This is a genomic window from Fictibacillus macauensis ZFHKF-1, from assembly GCF_000269865.1.
Classification (GTDB): Bacteria; Bacillota; Bacilli; order Bacillales; family Fictibacillaceae; genus Fictibacillus_C; species Fictibacillus_C macauensis.
The window spans coordinates 115,301-138,696 of the sequence record NZ_AKKV01000042.1 but is presented as its reverse complement, the minus strand read 5'-3'; the positions used below and the strand labels follow the sequence as shown (position 1 = coordinate 138,696).

General features: G+C 39.0%; 25 protein-coding genes and 3 pseudogenes. 7 read left to right on the top strand and 21 right to left on the bottom strand.

All coding sequences use genetic code 11. The annotated features are described in order from the left end of the window. Positions 1-210 precede the first annotated feature (210 nt). Positions 211-468: a hypothetical protein gene (locus A374_RS18240; protein WP_007203727.1), complete on the bottom strand. Its 258-nt coding sequence runs from the start codon at positions 466-468 to the stop codon at positions 211-213. Positions 469-1,272: 804 nt separating this feature from the next. Between A374_RS18240 and A374_RS18235 the strand changes: the two genes are divergently transcribed. Further along, positions 1,273-2,322, top strand: a complete 1,050-nt coding sequence (locus A374_RS18235; RefSeq protein WP_007203726.1) for a serine hydrolase domain-containing protein — start codon at positions 1,273-1,275, stop codon at positions 2,320-2,322. Between the two features lie 149 nt (positions 2,323-2,471). Here the strand turns inward: A374_RS18235 and A374_RS18230 are convergent, their stop codons facing one another. Further along, a complete protein-coding gene (locus tag A374_RS18230) occupies positions 2,472-2,951 on the bottom strand; it encodes a DUF2247 family protein (protein WP_007203725.1) in 480 nt (159 codons plus the stop codon). A gap of 265 nt (positions 2,952-3,216) precedes the next feature. On the opposite strand from A374_RS18230, the gene A374_RS18225 reads away from it, so the two are divergent. Continuing rightward, positions 3,217-4,410, top strand: coding sequence for an ABC transporter permease (locus tag A374_RS18225; protein ID WP_007203724.1), 1,194 nt, complete (start codon positions 3,217-3,219; stop codon positions 4,408-4,410). A gap of 223 nt (positions 4,411-4,633) precedes the next feature. Here the strand turns inward: A374_RS18225 and A374_RS20775 are convergent, their stop codons facing one another. From A374_RS20775 to rbsK, 18 genes and pseudogenes are all read right to left on the bottom strand, one after another. Continuing rightward, positions 4,634-4,759 carry a GAD-like domain-containing protein gene (locus A374_RS20775; RefSeq protein WP_007203723.1) on the bottom strand — a complete coding sequence of 42 codons (126 nt, stop codon included), beginning with the start codon at positions 4,757-4,759 and terminating at the stop codon, positions 4,634-4,636. Next, on the bottom strand, positions 4,740-4,997 hold the full coding sequence (locus A374_RS18220) for a polymorphic toxin type 15 domain-containing protein (RefSeq protein ID WP_007203722.1): 258 nt from the start codon (positions 4,995-4,997) through the stop codon (positions 4,740-4,742). The genes A374_RS20775 and A374_RS18220 overlap by 20 nt, the downstream gene beginning before the upstream one ends. A 1-nt stretch (position 4,998) precedes the next feature. Next, positions 4,999-5,160: a hypothetical protein gene (locus tag A374_RS20770; RefSeq protein ID WP_156793274.1), complete on the bottom strand. Its 162-nt coding sequence runs from the start codon at positions 5,158-5,160 to the stop codon at positions 4,999-5,001. A gap of 169 nt (positions 5,161-5,329) precedes the next feature. After that, positions 5,330-5,647, bottom strand: a complete 318-nt coding sequence (locus A374_RS18215) for a hypothetical protein (protein WP_007203721.1) — start codon at positions 5,645-5,647, stop codon at positions 5,330-5,332. A gap of 170 nt (positions 5,648-5,817) precedes the next feature. Continuing rightward, positions 5,818-6,173, bottom strand: a pseudogene (locus A374_RS18210) (Imm3 family immunity protein). A 26-nt stretch (positions 6,174-6,199) separates the two neighbouring features. Continuing rightward, positions 6,200-6,514 (bottom strand): annotated as a pseudogene (locus A374_RS21335) (deaminase domain-containing protein); the annotation flags it as partial. 364 nt (positions 6,515-6,878) lie between these two features. Beyond that, a complete protein-coding gene (locus A374_RS18200) occupies positions 6,879-7,217 on the bottom strand; it encodes a hypothetical protein (protein WP_007203719.1) in 339 nt (112 codons plus the stop codon). A gap of 19 nt (positions 7,218-7,236) precedes the next feature. After that, positions 7,237-7,602 (bottom strand): annotated as a pseudogene (locus A374_RS18195) (polymorphic toxin type 50 domain-containing protein); the annotation flags it as partial. Between the two features lie 461 nt (positions 7,603-8,063). Continuing rightward, positions 8,064-9,113 carry a GDP-mannose 4,6-dehydratase gene (locus A374_RS18185; RefSeq protein WP_007203716.1) on the bottom strand — a complete coding sequence of 350 codons (1,050 nt, stop codon included), beginning with the start codon at positions 9,111-9,113 and terminating at the stop codon, positions 8,064-8,066. After that, positions 9,088-10,500: a UDP-glucose dehydrogenase family protein gene (locus A374_RS18180; protein WP_007203715.1), complete on the bottom strand. Its 1,413-nt coding sequence runs from the start codon at positions 10,498-10,500 to the stop codon at positions 9,088-9,090. Before A374_RS18180 ends, A374_RS18185 begins: the two co-directional genes overlap by 26 nt. Positions 10,501-10,513: 13 nt before the next feature. Beyond that, positions 10,514-11,401: a UTP--glucose-1-phosphate uridylyltransferase GalU gene (galU, locus tag A374_RS18175; protein WP_007203714.1), complete on the bottom strand. Its 888-nt coding sequence runs from the start codon at positions 11,399-11,401 to the stop codon at positions 10,514-10,516. A gap of 14 nt (positions 11,402-11,415) precedes the next feature. Then, positions 11,416-12,174 (bottom strand): tyrosine-protein phosphatase, encoded by a 759-nt coding sequence (locus A374_RS18170; protein ID WP_007203713.1) that lies wholly within the window; start codon positions 12,172-12,174, stop codon positions 11,416-11,418. Positions 12,175-12,459: 285 nt separating this feature from the next. Beyond that, positions 12,460-12,891 carry a VanZ family protein gene (locus tag A374_RS18165; protein ID WP_007203712.1) on the bottom strand — a complete coding sequence of 144 codons (432 nt, stop codon included), beginning with the start codon at positions 12,889-12,891 and terminating at the stop codon, positions 12,460-12,462. Positions 12,892-12,988: 97 nt separating this feature from the next. Continuing rightward, a complete protein-coding gene (locus A374_RS18160; protein ID WP_050979776.1) occupies positions 12,989-13,201 on the bottom strand; it encodes a hypothetical protein in 213 nt (70 codons plus the stop codon). A 183-nt stretch (positions 13,202-13,384) separates the two neighbouring features. Next, a complete protein-coding gene (locus A374_RS18155) occupies positions 13,385-13,960 on the bottom strand; it encodes a L,D-transpeptidase (RefSeq protein ID WP_007203711.1) in 576 nt (191 codons plus the stop codon). Positions 13,961-14,157: 197 nt separating this feature from the next. Then, complete coding sequence (locus A374_RS20270) at positions 14,158-15,165, bottom strand: L,D-transpeptidase family protein (RefSeq protein WP_007203710.1); 1,008 nt, start codon at positions 15,163-15,165, stop codon at positions 14,158-14,160. A 142-nt stretch (positions 15,166-15,307) separates the two neighbouring features. Then, complete coding sequence (locus A374_RS18145; protein ID WP_007203709.1) at positions 15,308-15,550, bottom strand: hypothetical protein; 243 nt, start codon at positions 15,548-15,550, stop codon at positions 15,308-15,310. A gap of 122 nt (positions 15,551-15,672) precedes the next feature. Beyond that, positions 15,673-16,548, bottom strand: a complete 876-nt coding sequence (rbsK, locus tag A374_RS18140; RefSeq protein ID WP_007203708.1) for a ribokinase — start codon at positions 16,546-16,548, stop codon at positions 15,673-15,675. A 162-nt stretch (positions 16,549-16,710) separates the two neighbouring features. Here rbsK and A374_RS18135 point away from each other — a divergent pair, with 162 nt between their 5' ends. The 3 genes from A374_RS18135 (at position 16,711) to A374_RS18125 (ending at position 20,769) form a co-directional block, all read left to right on the top strand. Further along, a complete protein-coding gene (locus tag A374_RS18135; protein WP_007203707.1) occupies positions 16,711-17,652 on the top strand; it encodes an LCP family glycopolymer transferase in 942 nt (313 codons plus the stop codon). 87 nt (positions 17,653-17,739) lie between these two features. Next, on the top strand, positions 17,740-18,039 hold the full coding sequence (locus A374_RS18130; protein ID WP_156793272.1) for a GNAT family N-acetyltransferase: 300 nt from the start codon (positions 17,740-17,742) through the stop codon (positions 18,037-18,039). 369 nt (positions 18,040-18,408) lie between these two features. Next, positions 18,409-20,769, top strand: coding sequence for an ABC transporter permease subunit (locus tag A374_RS18125; protein ID WP_007203705.1), 2,361 nt, complete (start codon positions 18,409-18,411; stop codon positions 20,767-20,769). A 14-nt stretch (positions 20,770-20,783) separates the two neighbouring features. Here the strand turns inward: A374_RS18125 and A374_RS18120 are convergent, their stop codons facing one another. Continuing rightward, entirely contained in the window at positions 20,784-21,962 is a 1,179-nt protein-coding gene (locus tag A374_RS18120; protein WP_007203704.1) for a macrolide family glycosyltransferase, read from the bottom strand. A 229-nt stretch (positions 21,963-22,191) separates the two neighbouring features. Between A374_RS18120 and A374_RS21190 the strand changes: the two genes are divergently transcribed. Continuing rightward, positions 22,192-22,329, top strand: coding sequence for a DUF3953 domain-containing protein (locus A374_RS21190; protein ID WP_274517066.1), 138 nt, complete (start codon positions 22,192-22,194; stop codon positions 22,327-22,329). A 240-nt stretch (positions 22,330-22,569) separates the two neighbouring features. Beyond that, on the top strand, positions 22,570-23,379 hold the full coding sequence (locus A374_RS18110; RefSeq protein WP_007203702.1) for an SDR family oxidoreductase: 810 nt from the start codon (positions 22,570-22,572) through the stop codon (positions 23,377-23,379). Positions 23,380-23,396 lie beyond the last annotated feature (17 nt).

Below are 23,396 nucleotides of genomic sequence, written 5' to 3'. Positions count from 1 at the left end.
ATATTTCGACCTGAAATTTTCATATTGTTTTTTTAACACAAGGTCATTTCTAAAGCTTCCACCATTCTCCACTAAGAATGCATGATGTTCTTCGTATGCTTCGGATCCCCAGAACTACTGATTTTCTTGGTAAATTCCTTTTGCCACTTGTACTTAAAAAGTCGAGAAAGGTATAGCCTCTCAAGGGTTCATTGAAAACTTTACCTTGTATTAATAGATATCTAATCTTTGACAACAAAAACTTATAAAATCACCTTCATTTATATCTCCTGGTAACAAATTGTTATCCAATTCTAATAATAGTTCACCTAATTTCACTTTTTCATATTGCTTATCAATTAATTTCCCTATTAATCTATAGGCAAAATAGTCATCTAATTTTCCAATAAAATACTCTGACTTTTCAGCTTTCACAAGATTTGAGACATTTAAACAATAAATTGGCTCTATTAATTCACTTTCTTTCAAGTAATTTAATGGTTGTGCAAGACATATTATTTCAAGTTCTCCATCTGTTACAACTACTTCAGCTTCTAAAGCTTCTTGTGAAATCCAATTTATTTTTTTATTTCCAACATATCCACCTACAAATTGATTAACTTAAAAAAAGATGACTCTGGAACAATATCGGAATCACCTTTTAACTGCCTAGATCTTTTATTAAACTGTCTATTTTTAAGGATACAGTTCATAATGCCCGACAGGGTGTATTTCTCTAGATCATCGTTTATTGACAATTCCTCACAGTCTCATCGCAAACGTGAAAAATCATTTATATGTTTTTCCTTATTAATTCTATACTAATTCTGTCCACTTTTATTTCAACATACCTATTAAACAACTCTGGATAATCAAACAAATACTCATCTTAATCGGTAAAAACGTTCCTCATCCACTGAATTCCCATATAATAGTCCTCTTAGATTATATTTAAACCAGTACGATGTATTTCTTTCTTCATCCCTGGAATTTCACGAATAAATAAGCCATCTAAAATCGCATATCCAATTAATACAGGATATGTTTTTCTTACTTCAATTTTATAAGGACAACTAGAAGAAAACCCTGTGTTGTCACTTCTTATTCAATATGTGGATCTAATCTCTTAACAGGATAAATCCTCACTTTCTACTCTATTACCCCATTTCATGTTGAGCAGAATCAATAGTCTTTTATAACAACGATGTTAGATGCTTTAACTATTCTTGCTAAAGAGATAAATTGTTGTTAACATTAATTTACTTAAATGTAAATTAAAATGAGGTGTAACGAATGACGATTGCTGAGAAACTTCAAAATTTCGTGTTAAGCGGCAAAGACCACCTACCATTTTCCGGTTCGATTTTAGTGCAAGAAGGACAAAACACTCATTATAAAGAAGGTTTTGGTTATGCCAACAGAAGTGAAAAGCTACAGATTACTCCCTCTACAAAATTCGGGATGGCATCTGGATGTAAAATATTTACCTCTCTGTCTATTAGTCAATTAGTTCAGGCAGGAAGATTAAGCTTTAATACGCGTTTGAAAGATGTTTTAATAGCGCCCTTCCCTCACTTCCATCCCGACATCACCATCCATCAGTTATTAACACATACTTCCGGTATCCCGGATTATTTTGATGAAGAAATAATGGATGATTTTGAAGAACTGTGGAAACAAGTACCTATGTATTCCATTAAAACACCGAAAGATTTTTTACCCATGTTTCAACAGGAAAAGATGAAGTTTACTCCTGGCAGTTCATTTGCTTATAACAATGCAGGTTATATATTACTGGGTTTAGTTGTTGAAGAAATAAGTGGACAAGCTTTCCCTGAGTATGTACAGAAACATATTTTTAATGTTTGTGAGATGACGGATTCTGGCTACTATCGCATGGATCAACTCCCAGAGCATACTGCATTAGGATATATAGATAATGTGGAGATGGATACATGGAAAACTAACATATATTCCGTACCAATCATTGGCGGATCAGATGGAGGAGCATTTACATCTGTAATCGATTTAGTAAAGTTTTGGGATGGACTCATGAACGGAAAGCTGCTGAACAAAACGTTTCTTGATCAGATATTATGTCCTCACGTTGAAAGTGGAGAAGAAATGGCTTACGGTTATGGTATTTGGATATCAAAAGAAAAAGGCGAGATCAGTAAGTATTTACTTTTTGGTTATGATCCAGGAGTTAGAATGCACTCTTCATTTCATGTAAAAACGAAAATTCAAACACATATTTTATCTAATATCGAGCAAAGTGTATATCCTATTGGATCCTATGTAGATGAATTGTTTGCTGATATAAAAGCACATCAGAATTTATGAGCATGGAGAAAAAATAGTAATACTATACAACCAGATTGATGAACGCTGTTCGTCATTCTGGATTTTTATATAAAGTATCTTGATCGTTCTTTTATCGTTTGCCCCTTATACTGAAAATTCCCTTGTGCCCAGAATTGGATTGCCCGTAGCTAACTAAATCTCGCTCTCTCTATTTTCAAAAATTCATCAAATCTATACAATAAATCTTCTTTCGTACTAGGAACTTCTGAAGGCATATAATTAATAAAACTCAACATTTCTTCTGGGTAGTGATGATTTCCATAAAACTCTGCAATTTTATTTAATAATTCATGACCTTCTTTACATTCTTCTTTTAATACAGATAAATAAACAAATCTGAGCTTTCTATTCTCATATACCAATATTTCACAATATTCATCTGATTGGGGAAAATAATTAGTTTTTATTTCTAACAACACTCTATTTAAATCTTCACTACATACTCCCCATGCAAGTTCATTAACCATCCCACTTTCATCATACCGTTTCATCAACTCTACCGCATAATCAGAAATAACGTCTTTACTAAAATAATTTTCTTGGACACCTACAAAGATAGTTTTCCAATCATACTCAATATTTCTATTTTTTAAATCTTTTAAATTCATAGGATCTACCTCCTACTGCTTTTTTACACTATTCATTTCACTAGCCCACAATCGTTAGCCACTTACCAGTCCGTTAGCGATAATGCTTAAATTTTTGCACTACGATCATATCCACCACTCTGTAATGTCCCTTTGATACATCTCAAGAATTTGAATGAGACCTTTGAAGATTAGAAGGAATCCACTGAATGGCTATCGAAATGTATTAAGAAATATATTTCGTAATTTGTAGTGAAGACAGATTCATGAAGGTATAGGTGTATTAATGAATATAAATACATTATGGACTTCACGGGTTCAAGAATTTTATAGAAAGATTTTCGGATACTATTCAATCATCGGTGCGAATGTTATTTATTTTTTGCTGATTATTAGTAGTGTCTTTATTTATTATTTACATCTATTTCTTCAATGGATCCCTCCACAAATTCCTGTTGAAGCAATCTTGTCACTATTTATTACTTTAATTTTATTACCTGCAAAAGTTCGTACCTTTATTAAAAGGGCAGACATCGTCTTTTTATTAGCATTAGAATGGAAATTACAATCATACTTTATTAGATCAATTGTCTATAGCTTTGTTATTGATGCTATTAAATTGCTTAGTATCGTTATCATCTTTATATCACTATTTTTACAAGTAGCTACTATACATCTTTTTGTACTTATTTTCATAGTGGGAATTGTTTTTTATAATATTCTTATGAAGTGGACTGAACAATGGCTAGAAAACCATGTACAATACATTTTCCATAGATTAATTCGAGTTTTTTCACTATATTTCATGTGTTATTTTGCGCTTATAAGTGAGTGGATTTTTGGGCTTATCTTAATGGGTTTATGTTTCATTTTTTTAATGTATTTTATAGGTAAAAAAAGAACCGTGAATTGGAACTGGCTAATATCTGAAGAAGAAAGCGCCTTACTACGAAACTATAAATTTATTAATAATTTCATGGATGTCCCTAATCTTAGACGTTCGTTTCGTAATAGACGCTTGCTCGCTATGATTGTCAAAAGGTGCATTCCATATAGTCAGAGTAGTACATTCTTATATTTATACTCGCTTTTATTTGTTAGATATAATGATTACTTCTACCTTTATTTAAGACTCACTGTGATTGGAATATTTGTTAATGTTGTAATACCAACAAGTGGGTGGTTTTTTACTTTTCTAATTATACTTGCTACTGGATTTCAAATTCTCCCTCTGCAACATGAAATTAAACAAAGTGTATTACTTAATCCTATTTCTACATCACAAATGAATAAATCCTTTTTGAAGGTAATCTTGGTAATATTATATGCACAATTTTTTATCCTATATAGCGTTCGGCTCATTCATCCTTCTACAGCTACTATATACTACCTTGCAATTGGCATTTTATTTGTTTATCTCTATGTAAATTTCTTTGTATCAAAGAGAGTCAATGTCTCAAGAAGCGCAATTAAAGAATAGCCTAATCCAATTAACAGTACTTGGGCAGCATAACTGAGGACGTAATAATTAATACTTCCCTTAATTTCATCCTTTATACTGTATTCTCAACGAGCAAGCTGGAAATCGCTCAAATCACTATTCCTTAGAAGTCTCGGGGCTTTTTCAAGTAAGCTTTCAGTTGCTTCTGCATCTCTTTCAACACGAGTTGTTCAAGTCCCGACTATGTAAATAGTTTTCAGTTTCATGTTCCAAATCCATATTCCTGCCACAAGTCTATTATTTCTTTTGGAACAAGGTTTTTATATTTTTCTATTATTTCGTTAGGAGCCTTCCTGTTTTCCTTAAAATCATATAATATTTCTTCCATAGATACATCTCCTTACATCTCCTTGGTGTGTCAGTTTTACAATTCTATATCTCCATCGGGAACCCATTGAAGAATCAATGCCTTTTTGCCCCATTCCACCAATTTCAATGGATTTTCCACCTTCAAATAGCATTGTCTGATATAGTTGCAGAATTTTAAGTCTAATGGAAATACATTGGATGAAGAAGAAAAAATGCTTAAAAATGCCTGAATACCCAAGCAACACTTCATCATCCATATTAAAGCTCTCTTAATATTTTATCAGCTCTTAATCTATCAATAAAATCATCTAACGCTTCTTCCTCATCCGCTGCTGTAGCTATTGCACCAGCAATCATAGCTCCTGTTCCACCAGCTATTTTTAAATTTTTAATAGGCGCAGCTATATAAATATTCTGCATTTTCGAGCCATTTTCTTAAAATGAACGTCGCTTGCTTGTCTTGGAGCACTTCTTCTGAGAGGAAATTTTGAATCATTCATGGTATGTTAATCTTGGTCACTTTCTCTATGTGGCTTACGTAATTTACATTGTACTTTTCACTTCATTCTTTTAATACATTAATGCTATACTAAAGCAACTCCACTCCCAATTGTTTATAAAATTTCAATTTTATTTTCTCTTCTTCACCCACGATTATTACCATAGCTTTGTCATATCTTTTTATACGTGTTACATTATTAAATTCACCTGTAAACACTATATAATCCTTAAATGTAATGCTTAGACTACTTGTTTGTTGATATACATCTAAAGTTAAATTCACCTTGAAATTCTGGTCATCTTTGTAAATATACATTAATAAACCATCATCTATATTGCCTGTAATACTCACCGGTTCACTCTCAAAAAGTTCTAACAGATCGTATTCGTCATATTTTATAAACATCCGTATTCACCCTATTATTTATTATTTCGGCATTACGATCACATCGCCTGCTCCCACGTTGTGATGTCTTTTTTTCGGTGATTGCAGCTGAGTCTTATTTCGTCAAAATGCCTATGCATCATAACAATTGGAGACCTCTATGATGGTATACTTTTGAATAACACTAACCTTTATTCTGCTGAAGAATTATAATCCACCTCTACATTTTTTAGTCCTTCTATTACTTTATTTATTCTTCTCGATAAGTCTTTTATTTCTTCTAGTGTTAACTCATCTTCCGCTTCTTGTGGATTAAACATGTTTAGTCTCTGTGTTATACCTTCAATACGACCAACAAAAACTTTCTCATGGCCAATCGCAATCTCTCCAATAGCAATATCAGCAATAACATCTTCTATCTTACCCAAGCGATCAAATTCATCCGCTAGTACGGCTAGGGCATACCTATACCCCTGTCTTCTTCTAACAACTCTTCATATGTCTCTTGAATTGCATCAAATAATTCATTATATTCCCAGTATTTCATTAGTCTTCTCCTCCAAAAAATTGTGTTTAAGGATTAATTTTATTTCCATTGTTGTGTATAACTTCTAATTCAATATTTTTATACTTAGCTGCAAATTCTGCTATAACTTTACTGCAACTGTCGCAGGTATCCAATTCTGTAAATAGCTTAATTTTCCCAGTAGCTTGTGTATTCTCTCCCAGCCTAGAAGCAACCGCTTTTTTATTTCTCCCTTTCGTTAGCTTGAGAGCAATTTCAAGCCGTTGATATTGGTCTAATAACTCCATTAAGCCATTCGCCAAATAGTCGTTTGGGTCTTTCTTATGGATACTGTACATGGGCTGTTCAATACTTTTAATATCACAGCCTTATTTCTTCAATACAATCTCGCCTATTCATCGTACTTGTCACCCTATCCGAACATTAAAACCAAACTCCATGAAGGTACTACCTTCATGAGTTCTGAATTTCATGAAAGCATTGTTTAAGTTGCTCACATATCTTTCTTTTTTACCAGCTATATGTGTTTGTATGTTATCATTCTCGTGTGAAAATATAAATCAAGTAGTTAGGGTGGTTGTATTATTTAATCGTCACCGCATCCAATCTCGTAAATTTGCTAACCATCATGGGCCTTCATGAGCTCTCAATTCTCAAACAAATATCAATTAAAGTAAAACCTTGAAAGGCTTTAGCCAATCAAGGTCTATGTTTAAAGTAACAATTTTATTTTTGACTATCCCTTTTCCACACACTTTGTCCATCAGTTAAAAAAACTGCACTTGGTGGATCATCATAGAGAGAAATTTCAACCAATGAACTTTTTTGTTGTTTCAACCAATTATATACACTCCCTTCGTTACTAGAAGGCTGGGATAGTATATGATTTACTTGAAATGCAGTTGCATAATATTCTGCGTACTTAGGGTCATCATCATCTAATCCATTGTCTGTCTCAAAAAATGTGTCTGTTTTGCCTACAATTTTCAATCCACTGTTCCACTCTATTATGATTTCTACACCTTCATACTCTATTAATATTTTAAATAAAGAATCTGCTTCCATAGACATCCTCTTTCTTATTTTATTCTGATGGTTTTTCTGGTACTATATGAGCACCATCTTTTCCATAGTGTACCATTCCTCTATTAGTCTCTATATATTGTCCAGTCACAGTGTCATAGTAATTACCTATTGGCTCACCAAAGTCCACTCTCTCTTTATTTTTGGTAACAGTGGCTCCTCTCCCAGCAAACTTATCAAGCAATTCTTGTGCTGTTTTATTATCGCCATAGAAAATACTTTTGTTTTTTCCATTTGCTATTTCTTGTTTGTAATTTGGAGTATTAGGAATATGTTTCTCTTGAGCACCTGGCTTTACTTTAACTGGGAATCCATTAACTTCTCTATAAGGTCCGATAGGTACTGAATTCTTTCCATAAGAAGGTACATCTTTAATGAATCTTTGACACAACAAAGATCGAAGGAATTCCTTTGTTGTCTAGATGAGGAACACGTTTAAAATATGTATCTCGCATCTCTACAACATTTTTCAAAAGTGATTTGTGCGTTTCAAGAGCTTCTTTTATCTGATCATGTAGTTCATCATAATCATTTTTTTTTGATCTATAGTTCCACAGATCCATAATACATTCAGCACTCCATTCTTATCAGTATCAGTAGCGCTTATTACTTGTAAAATTAAAATATGAATATCACAAGCGTGCTAAATCCATAAAAACGATTTATTTCATCACAATACCATTGCAGTAATCCACCATTTTATGGTACCTCATCTATGAAAATGTTCAATAAGGAAGAAGAACTATTAGACGAATGTATCTCTCTGAAAAAATGGTAAAATTATCATATAACCCCACAAAAAAAAGCCCTCATTCGAGGACTCTCCCTTTATCCAACCGGCTTTGGCTGAACAATTTTATAATAATCAACATACCAGTCAACAAATGCTTGCAGACCATCGGCTATCGAGGTTTTCGGCTGAAAGCCTACTGCTTGCTGCAGTTTGGTTACGTCAGCGTAGGTAGCGGGGACGTCTCCTGGCTTGATCGGTTCGAAGTTTTTTAAAAACGTAACGGGGTGACCGAGCGTGTTGCTTAAAGCGCTTTCGAGTGTTTCGATAAAGGTCATGAGTTTTTCTGGTTGGTTGTTACCGATATTATAGACGGCGTGCGGCACATCTGCGGCATTGCCCGGGCAATGATGCACCAGTCGCTCCATCCCTTCTACGATATCATCTATATAAGTGAAGTCACGGTAAAGATCATGCTCGAAATCACCATTGTTATAAATGGCAATTGCCTCGGACGCAAAGTATTTCTGAACAAATTGGAAATACGCCATGTCAGGTCTACCCATCGGTCCATATACGGTGAAAAAGCGCAGGCCGCTCGTTGGCACGTCATACAGGTGGCTGTACGTGTGCGCCATGAGCTCGTTTGACTTTTTCGTTGCCGCATAGAGAGAGACCGGATGATCAACCGGATCGTCTTCTGAAAATGGCACTTTCTGATTGGCTCCATAGACAGAGCTTGAAGACGCATACAGTAAATGCGCAACCTTGTAGCGACGGCATGCCTCCAGCACATGAAAAAAGCCCATCATATTGCTACTCATATAGTCGTGTGGATTTGTAATCGAATACCGCACCCCAGCCTGGGCCGCCAAGTGAACGACAACGTCAGGTTTATACGCTTCAAATAGCGTCATGAGCGCTTCTTCATCGCAAAGATCTTGCTTTGTAAACGTGAAATTCTCATAGCTTTGGAGCTTGGCAAGGCGGTCATGCTTTAACTGCACATCATAATACGCATTCAAACTATCAAGGCCAATGACGCGATGACCTTGCGCGAGCAATCGCGCACTAAAGTAATAGCCAATAAAGCCCGCTGCTCCTGTGACAAGGTAACACGCATTAGGTGGTATGAAGGACGAATTCACGTGTGCCACCCTCCTTTTGGTTCAAGCGTTGCACGGGCTGGCGGCCAATCGAATGGTACTCGACGCCTGCTTTTCTCATGTCAGCTATATCAAATAAGTTTCGCCCATCGTACAGAAGCGGCGTCCACATTTTTTCGGTAAAAATAGCAGGCGACAGCGCGCGGAACTCGTCCCATTCGGTGAAAATAAAGCAAACGTTTGCTCCGTCAAGCGCTTCTTTACTAGAGCTCGCATACGTCATCGTGCCGTTGCCATGCGCTCCCGCAGGATACAATTTTGCGAAATTGTCCATGCCAACTGGATCATAGGCAACGACGTTTGCACCTTGTTCGAGCAGAAGCGGTACATTCACAAGCGAAGCCGCTTCACGCAAGTCATCTGTTCCTGGTTTAAATGTTAAACCGAGCACAGCAATTTTTAGCCCATTCAGCGTAATGTGACGCTCACTTGCTTTTTTATACAGCATCGTTTTTTGCGCATCATTCACATCAATTGCCGCACGTACGGTGCGTAGCTCATAGCCATTTTGACCTGCTAAATAGGCAAGCGCTTTCGTATCCTTTGGAAAACAAGAACCCCCAAAGCCAATTCCTGCATTTAAAAACTTACTGCCAATGCGCGGATCATAGCTCATGCCGCGCGCTACATCTGAAATGTCAGCGCCAACAAGCTCACATAAATTCGCAATGTCATTCATATAGGAAATCTTTAATGCTAAGAAATCATTGGACGCATATTTAATCATCTCTGCCGAACGACGGTTCACAGACACGATGGGCAAGTCAAACGGCTCATAAATGGACGTTAATAACGCGCGCGCCCACTCGCTTTCCGTACCGATAATAATGCGCTCCGCGTACAGCGTATCATGCACGGCAGAGCCTTGTGCTAGAAATTCAGGATTTGAAGCTACCTCTACCTTTACATCACGCACTAAAAAGTCTTGAATGAACTGCTCTACTTTATCATTTGTCCCAACAGGAACCGTTGATTTCACGACGACTAAGCAATCATTTTCAATACTTTCTGCAATTTGGCGGGCGACGGTAGCGATGTGGGTTAAGTTTGCTGAGCCATCGGGTTTTTCCGGCGTTCCAACGCCAATAAAAATAGCGTCTGCATCCTTATACGCGGACTGATAATCAGTTGTATACTGAATGCGTCCCTCATCATAATTTTTTTGCATTAACTGCTGCAACCCTGCTTCATAGATCGGCGAAATACCTTGACGCATCTGCGCCACTTTTTGTTCATCAATATCTACACACGTTACCTGATGTCCCATTTCCGCAAAGCAAACACCGGCAACAAGTCCAACATAACCTGTTCCAGCAACCGCTAACTTATAATGATGATTATCCATGCCCCACACGTTCCTTTTCTCCATTTCTTGTAACTTCCTATTTAATATGCATTTCCTCTTGTTGTAAAAGCGCCGTCATTAGTGTACGTAATGGCTCACGTAACGCTTGGTCACGCAGCGCAAATTCGAGCGTCGTTTCAATAAACCCTAACTTTTCTCCAACATCATAGCGTCGGCCTTCAAAATCATAGGCAAATACACGTTGATACGTATTCAATTTTTGAATAGCATCTGTTAGCTGAATCTCCCCACCAGCACCTGTCTCTTGTTGATCTAAATAGTGAAAGATTTCTGGTGTTAATACGTAACGACCCATGATTGCTAAATTAGAGGGAGCCGTTCCAGTCGGTGGTTTTTCAATAAATTGCTCCACACCATGTAATCGACCAATTTGAAACGATGGAGCCACAATTCCGTAGCGATTCGTTTCTTGTTCCGGCACTGTTTGCACGCCAATGACCGAGGAACCTATTTCCTCATATTGCTCAATGAGCTGCTGCAAACAAGGCTTCTCTGCCTGTACAATATCATCGCCTAGGAGTACTGCAAACGGCTCATCACCGATAAATTTACGCGCACACCATACTGCATGTCCAAGTCCCTTTGGCTCCTTTTGACGAATATAGTGAATATCAGCCATTTTCGAAGAACGCTGTACTTTTGTAAGCAGTTCCATTTTTCCTTTTTCAAATAAGTTTTGCTCAAGCTCAAAGGCATGATCAAAATGATCTTCAATCGCTCTTTTCCCTTTACCAGTAACGATAATAATATCTTCAATTCCTGAAGCAATTGCTTCTTCCACTATGTATTGAATCGTTGGCTTATCAACAATGGGCAGCATTTCCTTTGGCATGGCCTTTGTTGCTGGCAAAAAGCGTGTTCCAAGCCCCGCTGCTGGAATAATGGCTTTACGTACTTTTTTCATCCTGTTCTCTCCTTTTAAAACCATCTTTTCTTCCATTCTAGTTCGTCTTGAACATGGAGCGATTTTCCGTCCATAAGTAGTCTTGTATTTCGTTCCAAGGCATGACGCATCTCACGTCCTAGCTTTTTTTCTATTTCTTCATACGCCCCCCGTAAATGAAAAGACCGCAGCGAAACATTATGAGCATCGGAAGCTATAAAGTGTGCACATTTATTTTTTAATAATTTATAAGAAAAAGACTTAACATTTCTGCCAAACTTACCGATAATACTACTAGCCGTTAGCTGAACATAGGCACCTTCATTCAGTAGCGCCACTAGCTGGGCTGGCTTCTCTTTAAAGGTCATGTTGCGCTCGGGATGAGCAATAACGGGTGTAATACCAAGTAATGTACATTCATACATCATTGCTGCCGCATAGGCAGGAACTTCCCCACTCGCAAACTCAATTAATACGTAACGCCCTTCATTACGATACGTTAGCAACCGCCCTGCTTTTAAATCCTCAATGAGCTCTTTATACATACGTATTTCCTGACCTGGATGCACAACAAGCGGGATTTTTTGCCGTTGCAATGCCTCATTTAATTCCATCGTTGCCGTAAGAATGGTTTCTTTCTCCACCTGATAACGCCCATCATAATGTGGGGTAGCCACTAGGTCTGTAATTCCTTCGTTTACCGCTATGGACGCCATCTCCAAACTTTCCGATAATGACGTAGCACCATCGTCTACACCAGGCAATATATGACTATGTATATCAATCATGTTCATGCGCCTAACCCTTCTTCTCTACATTCCATACCATCAAACTATGCTATTAGTACCATTATTTATTTTCTATCGAGTATTATAGCACAAAAATTTGGAATATCTATTCATATTTTAGATTTATATGTAATTTATTACGTATTATTGGATTAGTAACCAAACTTTTCTCATGGAGGTTAGTAGCTTAGTAGGTATATAGTTATACCTTTTTGCAATTTAAAGTGAAGATAATTCAACAGAAGTGAAGATTTTAAGAAAAAAAAACAAGCGCATGTAGCACTTGTTCCTTTATCTAGCCATTGTATTCGACATCTTTTTTCGATTGATTCGTTTCAGAAGAGCAAAAACGAGGATAATCCCAATAGAGTCAATCACGATATCATACAGTCGTCCATCTCGACCGAAATAAAGTTGAAAAATCTCTGTAAAAATCGCAAAAGCAACCGATATGAAAAACGAGCGAACATGTCGCTTCAGCCACCAAAAAACGAGTAAATCAAAGAGACCAAAGCCAACTAAATGCCCCAGTTTTACAATGACAAAGTCGGGATGAATGGTCGTTAAATCATTCATGTTTAACATGGCGGCATAATCAGGCGATGCGTTCCAAACAAAACCAACTCGTTCACCACTTAACAACTCTTCTAAATCATCTGTAAATGTATTTAAACACAAAAATAAGCCCCAGCTTAGGACCAGTAAAAATTTAAAAAATTTCATATGGCTCTCTCTTTCTGCATATGCTATAAACTTCCTCTCATTCTATCATGACCATAAAAAAAAGCCACTGCAATGAGCGGCTTATGTTGATTACTAATTATTGTGCAGCAAGTTCTTTACGCATTTTTCGATAGTGCTTTTCGCAATATCCTTTGCAAAGGTGAGGTGATTCACAGCCCTCGACTTGGCATACTTTACGGACTTTCGTTGTGAGTGGATCGCCGTGACGCGCCCACCGTTTGTAATGCATGTGACAAAGACCTCTGCCAGCAACAGGTTTTTCACAGTCCTCGATCATGCATATTTTCATGCTCCATCCCTCTCTTTGTCTAATCAGTTGTAAAGACATTATATAGCAAAGTCGTTTAAAAGTGTTAACAATTTTAATAGACAATCAGTTTACCATAATCATCAATAATCTGTCTTTATGTGGGATACTGTCCTGCGTTACTGTATGTAGGAAGGACTCGCGCTAAAACGAGCCAGCTTTGTCTTACTTTTTTGCTAGGTGCTTTTCCTTCAAGTAGCCTACCTTCTTCGCTAACGATGTAAAAGAAGAGGAAGAATAGGTGATGAAGACCGGTGTATTTACCTTTACTTGATTATACAAGGATTTTTCAATGTCTTCATTGTACATGCGAATACAACCACCAGATGCATAGGTGCCGATCGAGCTTTTTAAATTATTACCATGAATGGCATACACATTGCCAAGTCCTGCTTGCTCTCCACGCTGTGGAACAGCCAATCCTAGCCATCGTTTTCCAAGAGGATTATGTGGCGAACCACCCGCAATATTTTTAGAGAAATACGGACGATTGACAATTTTCTTTACAATCTTATACGTACCTTCTGGCGTTAAATCACGCGTTCTCCCCGTTGCCACTTTATAGACACGAACACGTTTTTGCTTGTGATAAAAAGCCAATTCATTCTTCTTTTTATTAATAATAATATAGTCGTCACTTTTCGTTGTTTTCTTCTCCACTGCTTGTGCACCAGGAGCCATTACAAACGAAAATAATAAAGTAGACAACACAATTAAGATGCATTTATTTAGTTGTTTCATAGCCTTACCAGATCTCCTCAAAACTGAATGTTAACATTCATATTTATATTAATATTACATTTGTGTTACAAAGCACACTAGCTATATTACTCCGATATTCGTCATTTGGCAATTGTTTTTTATAGGAAAAGAGCCTCATAGTTTTTGGAAACCACAAAAAAAGCAGTCGCGCGTTCACGAACTGCTTTTTACCACCTTTAGAACGGTAACTTTTTCTCAAAAGGAGAATAGGCTGTTACTTTTTGAAGAAAGTATTGGCCATTTTGATGGTGAATATAAGATAAATAATACGTACCATCATCCTGTAGCGCATTCATAAAAGCTGACTGTTGTGCTTGATAGACAGTGGGTGCTCCTGTTAGGACATCATGCGCTTCAAATGAGTGGGAATCGGCCCACCCTTTAAACGTTGCTTGTGTCGTTACGATCGTTGGACGTGTTTGCGAAGACCGGAGCAGATTGTAGGTCTCTGCATCAACAATGCCCGTTTCATTTAAATAAAATTTCTTTTGAAAGGCAGTTACCGCTTTTTTTGTAGAGACATCATAGCGCTTTGTTAGTTTAATAGGGTATCCGTGCTTTTGAAGATTTTGTTGGAGTTCTTTAATCATGGAACCGCGTTGACCGAGCGTTAGCGCTGTGAATTTTTTACCTTTTATATAGCCAATTTTTTTTGCTAATGCTGCAAAGGATTTATAGGAACGTGTGATATACACAGGTGTGTTGAGGAGGACTTTCGGATAAAGCGACTTTTCAATTTCACTGTTAAACATGCGAATACAGCCACTAGAAGCATATTTACCGATGGTACGAGGATTGTTATTGCCGTGAATGCCATAGACACTTCCCCAGCCTGCAGCTTTTCCTTTATTCGGGATGGAAATGCCAAGCCAGCGTTTACCAAGAGGATTTCTTGGATCACCACCGGGAATGTGCCCTTTATAATACGGCCGATTCACGAGCTTTTGCACAATCTTAAATTTCCCTTCAGGTGTGTAACTTTGTTTACGACCAGTAGCAACGGAATACACCCGCACGAGCTTTTTGTCTCGATAGTATGCCAATTTGTTGTAGGTTTTATTAATGATGATATAGTCGTCAGAAGCTTTTTTGTTGGCAGCTTCCACGCGTGGATGGAGGGTAACAGTACTCGTTACACTTGCAGATAACAGTAAAAGAGCAGTAACTTTCGAAACGAATTTCAATAAGATTCCTCCTTTAGTGATCTGTATATCTCATATCGTATCATCATTTTTTGTTAAAATATACTAAATTTTCAAAACATTTAGCGCACAAAAAAAGACGTGCTACCCTAAAATGAGCTACACGTCTTTTTCATGCTCCCTATTACAGCTTCTTTTTGCCTAGCAATCCTTGTTGCTCAAAAGCTGTTCGCAAAAGATCCGATACGAGTTGGCTTCCCCAACCACGCTTTCGTTTTGCGGCTTCACGCTCATATACTTGCAAAACATCTTGATCAATATAGATGCCTTTTAGTTTTTTGGAAAAACGATCGGCTTCTTCTAATGTGGCAAATGACGACGAAACCCCCGAAACGTCAATTGTGCCTTTTGTCCCCTCAAATTTCATATCGGGTTGCCCACTCCCTCTTTCACTGCAAAAACAGTTCTTCTTCCTTATAAGATTTCGTAGGCTTTTTCGTATTTTTGAGCCCATCGTTGGAATTTTTCCGAAAAAATATTTTTTTCTATTTATTCTTTCTCTACTAAGTTTTGGACCGCTTCTTTTTTCGGCATACCCGCTTGCGCACCGAGCTTTGTAGTGGAAAGCGCACCGGCTGCATTGCCAAACAAACACGCTTCTTTTAATGATTTCCCTTCACTTAATGCCGTTGCGAATGCTCCGTTAAATGTATCGCCTGCACCTGTCGTATCTTTTACTTCAACAGAGAAGGCTGGAACGCTCACCTCTTGGCCATCTTCATAGTAAATGAGACCTTCGCTTCCTTTTGTGACAATGACTTTTTCAAGAATCGCTTTTTTATCGCGACCTTCTACTAACAATTCTAGTTCATGCTCATTAGGTGTAAGATAGTCGACATTGGCTAATAATGCATCTGAGAGCTTTTGAATCGGCGCTGGATTTAAAATGACTTTTACATCATTTTCTTTCGCAATCTGAACCGCTTTCTCTACACTTTCGACAGGAATCTCTAGCTGTAGCAATACATAATCGCTATCCTTAATAGCATCCTTATGACGCTCCACAAAGTCAGGTGTCACCTGCTCATTCGCTCCCGGAACGACGATGATGCTATTGTCGCCTTGAGAAACAAGAATGGTCGCTGTGCCACTTGCTCCGTCTACTTCTTCCACAGCCGAAACATCAATCTTTTCTTTTTCTAACGTTCGCAAAAGATCCTTACCAAACGTATCATTCCCAACAGCACCGACCATCTTCACATCAGCACCTAGACGGGCAGCAGCCACCGCTTGATTGGCTCCTTTTCCGCCAGGATTACTTAGAAAATCTTGGCCAAGTAAGGTTTCACCCATTTTCGGAACTTTATTCGAAATTGTCACAAGATCCATATTAATACTGCCTACTACGGTAATTTTTGCTTTCAAGACGTACCATTCCTTTCTGTATTTACAGTATACGCTCTTTATTTTAACCTACGCAAAAAGGGAGCTTTCTGTAAAAAAAGTAGGCACATTGCTTTATTTTGTTATATTATAGGCTTAATGGTAGTTACTGTTTTTAACTTTCACAGAAAAGGTTGATGTCATTTGGAAAACAGTCGAACGACTCGTACGAAAAAAAAGCGCAGAGGCTTAAAAATTGTATTGCTCATTCTTGTCGTCTTCCTTGCGATTGGAGCAGGTGGCGTGTATTGGGTGTACAGCTCGCTAAAAGATACAGCGAGTGATATGCATGATCAAACGAGTTGGAAAGGTTCTGACAAGCGTAAAGAAGAGGTAAAAACCGGAAGTGGCCAGCCTTTTTCTGCCCTCATCTTAGGTGTTGATGAGCGTCAAGGCGATCGCGGTCGGTCCGATACGATGGTACTCGTTACCGTGAATCCGAAAAATAATAAAACCACTATGATGAGTATTCCGCGTGATACGCGCACTGAGATCGTCGGCAAAAACACAACCGATAAAATTAATCATGCGTATGCGTTCGGTGGCGTAAAAATGGCGATGAAATCTGTAGAAAATTTATTCGATATTCCAATCGATTATTTCGTAAAAGTGAATATGGAAAGCTTTCAAGGCATCGTCAATGAATTAGGCGGCGTTACCGTTAACAACGAGCGACTCGCTTTTAAATACGATGGCTACGATTTCCCGAAAGGTCAGCTGAACTTATCTGGAAAAGAAGCCCTCGCGTATACGCGTATGCGTAAAGAAGATCCAGAAGGAGACTTCGGTCGTAACGAGCGCCAGCGCCAAGTGATTACGGCAATTATTAATAAAGGAGCGAACGTCTCTTCTATTACAAAGCTCGGCGGCTTGCTGAACGTGCTCGGCTCTAACGTAAAAACAAACATGAGCTTCGATGAAATGAAAGATATTCAAGCAAACTATAAAGATGCGCGCAAAGACATTGAAACGATCAAAGTCCAAGGCGAAGGCAAAAAAATTAATAACATCTATTACTTAATCATCAAAGAAAAAGAAATTAACGCCATTAAAACAAAACTAAAACAGCAACTTGAGCTTAATTAATACCATGGCAAGCCATCCATCATTCGGATGGCTTTTTTCATTGAAGAAGATGTACTCTTTTCTTTTTAAAAAACCGGCCAACAATTCATTCTGCTCGATGAACAGAATACCATCCTTGCTTTTTGCACACTTTACTTTACATACAGCACGACAAAAGTGAAACCGATTGCCATACTTAATGATTTATTCGTAGCTTCACACGCCCGTGGCCAAGGATACGGTGAACGACTGTTTACTTACGCATTGCACTATGTAAAAGAAAACGGCTATGCCACAATGAGCTGGAAGACGGCACAAGATAACGAGACCGCTCAAGCGCTGTACGAAAAAATGGGTGGCGTCGATACAAATGCACAATGGAAGAACTATGAGATCACACTAAACTAGTTACAGAGATCATCTGTTTTAGAAATCATATATTTATCTTTACAAACGCACTTGTTACCCAGACTTCTTTTCACCAACTGATTAGAACGATGTCTACCTTCTTCTAACAAGCACGGAGCTTCACAAAAAAGCGTCCACCATTTTTCCTCCATAATGTTTGATGACGCCATCACGCAAAAGAAGCCATTCTTAGGAAACTGTTTACTGTTTCAGAGAGATTGTGACTGCTTTAGCTAAAATACTCCGACAAAGATAGTCCATTACTCCTCGCATTTTGCTAAATCCTTCTTTTTATCCGTAAAAAGAAGGACTTTTTTGTCGTTTTGTGGAATTTTTTAGAAAATATATTTAGATGTAGGGGTTGGCAGTATGGTGGTCATGAGAAGGTTACTCATTTCGTTTATTTTAGCCGTAATTGGTGTGGTGTTTTTAAGTGCCATTCCAATGGGTGTCGTAGGAACTTCGTTTCAATGGGGAGCTTATAGTGATGGAGTGTCACGCATTGCAGAAGCATTGATGCATCCAGGAGATCTTCAGACGGGTCAATATCCGTTGTTTCCAATGTTTTGGGGGCCGTTTTTCTACTCGCTTAAAGTGTTATTTGGGGCGCTAGCATTAGCAATACTCTTTGGATTTGTTTGTAGTATCCTACTCTCCCTTTTACCTGCGGGGGTTTATCGCGCTGTGAAAAGTATGCTCTTCTTCTTAGAATCTTTGCCAGATGTCCTCGTAGCGGTGACAGCACAATTAGTGATTATTATCGTGTATCAAAAAACAAATGTGCTCTTATTTGAGATTGCGCAATCGCCGATGGATGAGAATGGACCTTATATCATTCCCATTCTTTGTTTAAGTATTTTACCAACGTTGCTTTGTATTCGCATTTTATTGCATCAAATTGAAGATGAATGGCGCATGCCCTATATTGAAAGTGCACGTGGTAAAGGGATGGGCTCATTTTATATTTTAATTCATCATATTCTACCGAATACGATTCTTGCCTTTTTTCAGCATTCTAAAATGATTATTTGGTTTATGCTGTCTAATCTGGTTGTGCTAGAAGTCATTTTTGGCTTTAATGGCGTGATGACACTTGTAAAAGCAGCGAATAAGCCGGAAGTGTTCGCCATTGCTCTACTCCTTTTACTGCTTCCGATGTTTTGCTTTTTTGCGCTCGGATCGCTAGTCACGTACAAATGGCAAGCACTGCAGGAAACAGCCGCCACAACAGCAACGAGTGCGCCACCGTTCTCTTTGCGGTTAAAAAGTATCTTCCGCTATCTCTTTCGCCATCTAAAAGGATTGAAGAACCTGTGGTACGAACCGCTCTTTATAAGTGGTCTCTGTATCATTGTGGTTCTCTTAACATTAAGCTTGATTCATTACTTTGTTTATAACGACACCGTTCCACAAACGCTGCTCCTTTACTCTAGTAGCGGTGAACTGATCGGCAAAGGACCGTTTCCGCCGTCGCAGCAATTTTGGTTAGGTACCGATCAATTTGGCAACGATTTATTTTATAAAATTATATCGGGTGCAAAGTATACGCTCGGCTTAACATTAATTGTCAGCCTCCTGCGTATCGCCTTTTCTCTTGTTGGTGGCTATGGCTTTTCAATCCTACCAGCACGCACAAAAATATGGTTACGCAGCCTTGTAGAATCGACTCATTACGTGCCGGCTGCGCTGCTATGCTTTTTGATTTTAAGTCCCACCATAGGGTTACCTACTTTTTCTTTTTCGGAAAAAGGCTGGCTTTTTTTTATCGTTGTCACGCTCGTTGCCATTCCTGCCTGCTCGGTACTAATTGGCTCTGAAATTGAGACGATCATGAGTAAGGAATTTATTGAAAGCAGTCGGGTGCTTGGCGGTACGCACCGCTATATTTTCTTTAAGCACGTCTGGCGTCATCTCGTTCCTCGCCTTTCGTACATTTACATTCAACAAATGACGTATGTTCTTATTCTCATGGCTCACTTAGGGCTACTAAGCATCTTTTTTGGTGGAACCCGATTGGAAGAATATATGCCAAACTATTTTATTCCCGTTTCCAATTCAAGTGAATGGTCTGGCATGATCGGTGCCTTTTTTGCCCAAATGTCAATTCAACCGTATTTAATTTTAATTCCAGTCGCCTTCTTTTCTGTTAGTATTTTGGCAACGAACTTTATGCTTGAAGGACTGAAGCGCACCTTTGATTTGTATGAAGCACCGCGAAAAAAACGGATTCCGTTTGCTTCAATCCTCGCTGTTCTAGTGATGATTGTTGTGCTTATATGGATTCCACAAAAATTTTCTGCTGACCTTGCACCGAAAGAAGCGAAATCGCAGCTCGTCCAGTTAGATGAAGGAAAAGAAGCCTTTGCTGCTGGGAAAATTCCAGGCTTAAAGCTACCATTAGATACCACATGGACAGCTGATACCTATGAACCGTTTTATAAAAAACCTGAAGCGCGCGAACCAAATATGTACGGCGGCGAGGATGTTCGGTTTAAAAAAGATGGCGCAACCTTTACGTATAAAACGGGTTTACTAAACCTCGTCGTCGCCATTGAAACGAGCTACCAAGGTACGGAAGCTGAGATTATTAAAGCACTCGGGCAACCTACGTCTAAGAAAAACAAAACTCTCCAATATACGTTTAAAGACAACACCGTTCTTTTCAAACAACAAAAAGGTCAGACATGGAAGCTGACCTTAAAAAATAAAGATGCCGTTAAACATCGATAACTTCTCCTCCGCTTTTACGAGCGGAGGCTTTTTTTGTTGATATACGCGTCAATAATAGCAAGCGCACGCTGTGGTCCACCGCTCTGTTGAAAGCTATCCCGAAGCGCTGCAATTCCTTCCCTGTAGCAAGCGTTACTCTGCACATCGGCGACCGCTTGCGCTAGTCCTTCTGCGGTGAGCGTATTTTTATCGAGCGCGAGCGCCGCATCTAGCTCCGTTAAGCGTTTAGCGACTAGCGGCTGATCTTTATCATGGGGAATGACGACCATCGGAACGTGATAATGAATGCTTTCGTTCACAGAATTCATCCCGCCATGCGTAATGAAAACGTCCGTATGCTGTAACACTTCTAGCTGCGGTACGTACGGCGTGAGCGTAATGTGCGGTGGTGCTTCTTGCAATTGGTCGTAATGACAGCGCTCACTTGTCGCTATGAGCACCTTACCCGGGAAGGACTGAAATGCCTCTATACATAGATTGAAAAAAGCTTCTGTACGATCAAGCACGGTACCGAGGGAAATATAAAGCACCGTCTCATGAGCCAGTGCTGCGGCATCAAACATACTGGAATGCGCTCGCTTCACAAAGGATGGACCGATAAAGTGAATGGTGGGATTCGTAAAGCGCTCGCGATATGGTTGAAACGTCTCACTTGTAAATACGAGCGTCACATCACCGCGATTGTTCATAAATTGCCCCATCTGCTTCGGCTCGACGCCAAAGCTTTGTTTCATGCGCTTGAGTAACGCCTCCATCTTGGCATCAGGAGCAATCGACGCGAGCGGATTCGGCATTGCTGGTGGAAATAAAAATGAAGCAGAACACACAATGCTTGGAATGCCGAGAAACGCTTGCACAAGCTCACCCGCTCCAAACGTATCATAGATCACATAATCAAAGCTTTCTCTCTTTGAAAGCTGTTCTACCACGGTAAGAATATCGAGAGACGTCGCGATATGAATTTGTAAAAACGCCGCTAATCCCTCTTTTGAAGACGGATCTAATTTTTTTGCCGTATTCAGATGATCAGGGTGGATGTGGACGTTTGCTCCCACGTCCACTAATCGTTCGCGAAAGCGCTCAACCGTAACATAATGCACGCTGTCTCCTCGGTCAACAAGTGCTTTTGTTAGACCGATTGTCGGATTCACATGTCCCTCTGCTGGAAAACCAATCATTAATACTGTCGCCATCCCTATCACTCCTTTTCTTCTTAGTATAAGGCTCTTTTCGTAAAAATTGTTGCTTTTGAAAATAACAAGGAATAATTTACCTTTTATGGTATTATACAAACAAAGACTCATTCAATGAAAAGGTGGGGTGGTAAAATTGTTAAAGATTTTGCAAATTATTTTATCGATCATCGTCGCTTCATTTGGTGTGTATGGATTGGTTACGGGGGACTTTAAGTTCCAATCCTATATGCAATTGTTTTTAGGTTTTACGATGTTGGTAGTGGGATTAAGGGAATATCAAAAGGGCCACAAAGGTTACTTCTGGCTAAGTATAGTTGTATCGTTATTTATTTTATCTGTATCAATTGAAAGTTTCTTAGTATAAGCAAGACAGTCATTTCATAAAGGAATGGCTGTTTTTTTATACCGGAGCATTTAATTGATCTGTGCTTTTCAACCATTCTCTTACTCGCTTTGGTAGCTATTGAGGGCTTGAAGATTAAAAGGATTTCGCCCCATCTCCACTATAAGTCTATTATAAAGCGTTTGATCAAGCATAAATGTTTGATTTCTACTGAAATGGGGGAAGAGAACAAATGAAAATCAAAGAAGGAGCGATGGAGTGATGAAGCGTTTAGAAGGGAAAATTGCGGTTATAACAGGAGCTGCTACAGGCATTGGCCAAGCAACCGCTACGCTATTTGCTGAAGAAGGCGCCACCGTACTCGCCGCAGATGTAAATGAAGAAGCTCTGCACAAGACGGTATCTACCATACTCGAAAACGGTCATAAAGCAGAGGCCTTTCTTGTCGATGTAGCGGACGAAGATAGCGTGCAGCACTTCGCTACGAGACTCGAAAAAACGTACGGCAAGATCGATGTGTTATTTAACAATGCTGGCATTGATGCGCCTGGTGGAAAAGTGCACGAGTATTCAACTGAGCTGTTTGACCGCATTGTTGCCGTCGATTTGCGCGGGACATTTCTCGTTAGCAAATATTTGATTCCATTAATGCTTGCAGATGGCGGCTCCATTATAAATACGTCGTCGATGTCAGGACGTGCCGCAGACTTAGATCGCTCCGGCTACAATGCCGCAAAAGGTGGCGTAACAAACTTTACGAAAGCGGCAGCAATCGATTACGGTCGGCAAGGCATTCGTGTGAACTCCATTTCACCAGGAACTATTGAAACGCCACTCGTGGATTCTGTTGCGGGCGCCCGTGATGACGAACAAGGAAAAAGCTTTCGCGACGCCAATACGTGGGTAACTCCACTCGGACGGCTCGGCACACCACGCGAAATTGCTCAGCTCGTCTTGTTCCTCGCCTCTGATGATAGCTCCTTTATTACGGGTGAAGACATTACGATTGATGGCGGCATTATGGCATACACGTGGCCCGGGAAAATGCTGTTTGAAAAAGGATGGAAATAAAAGAATTAGCCTTGGCG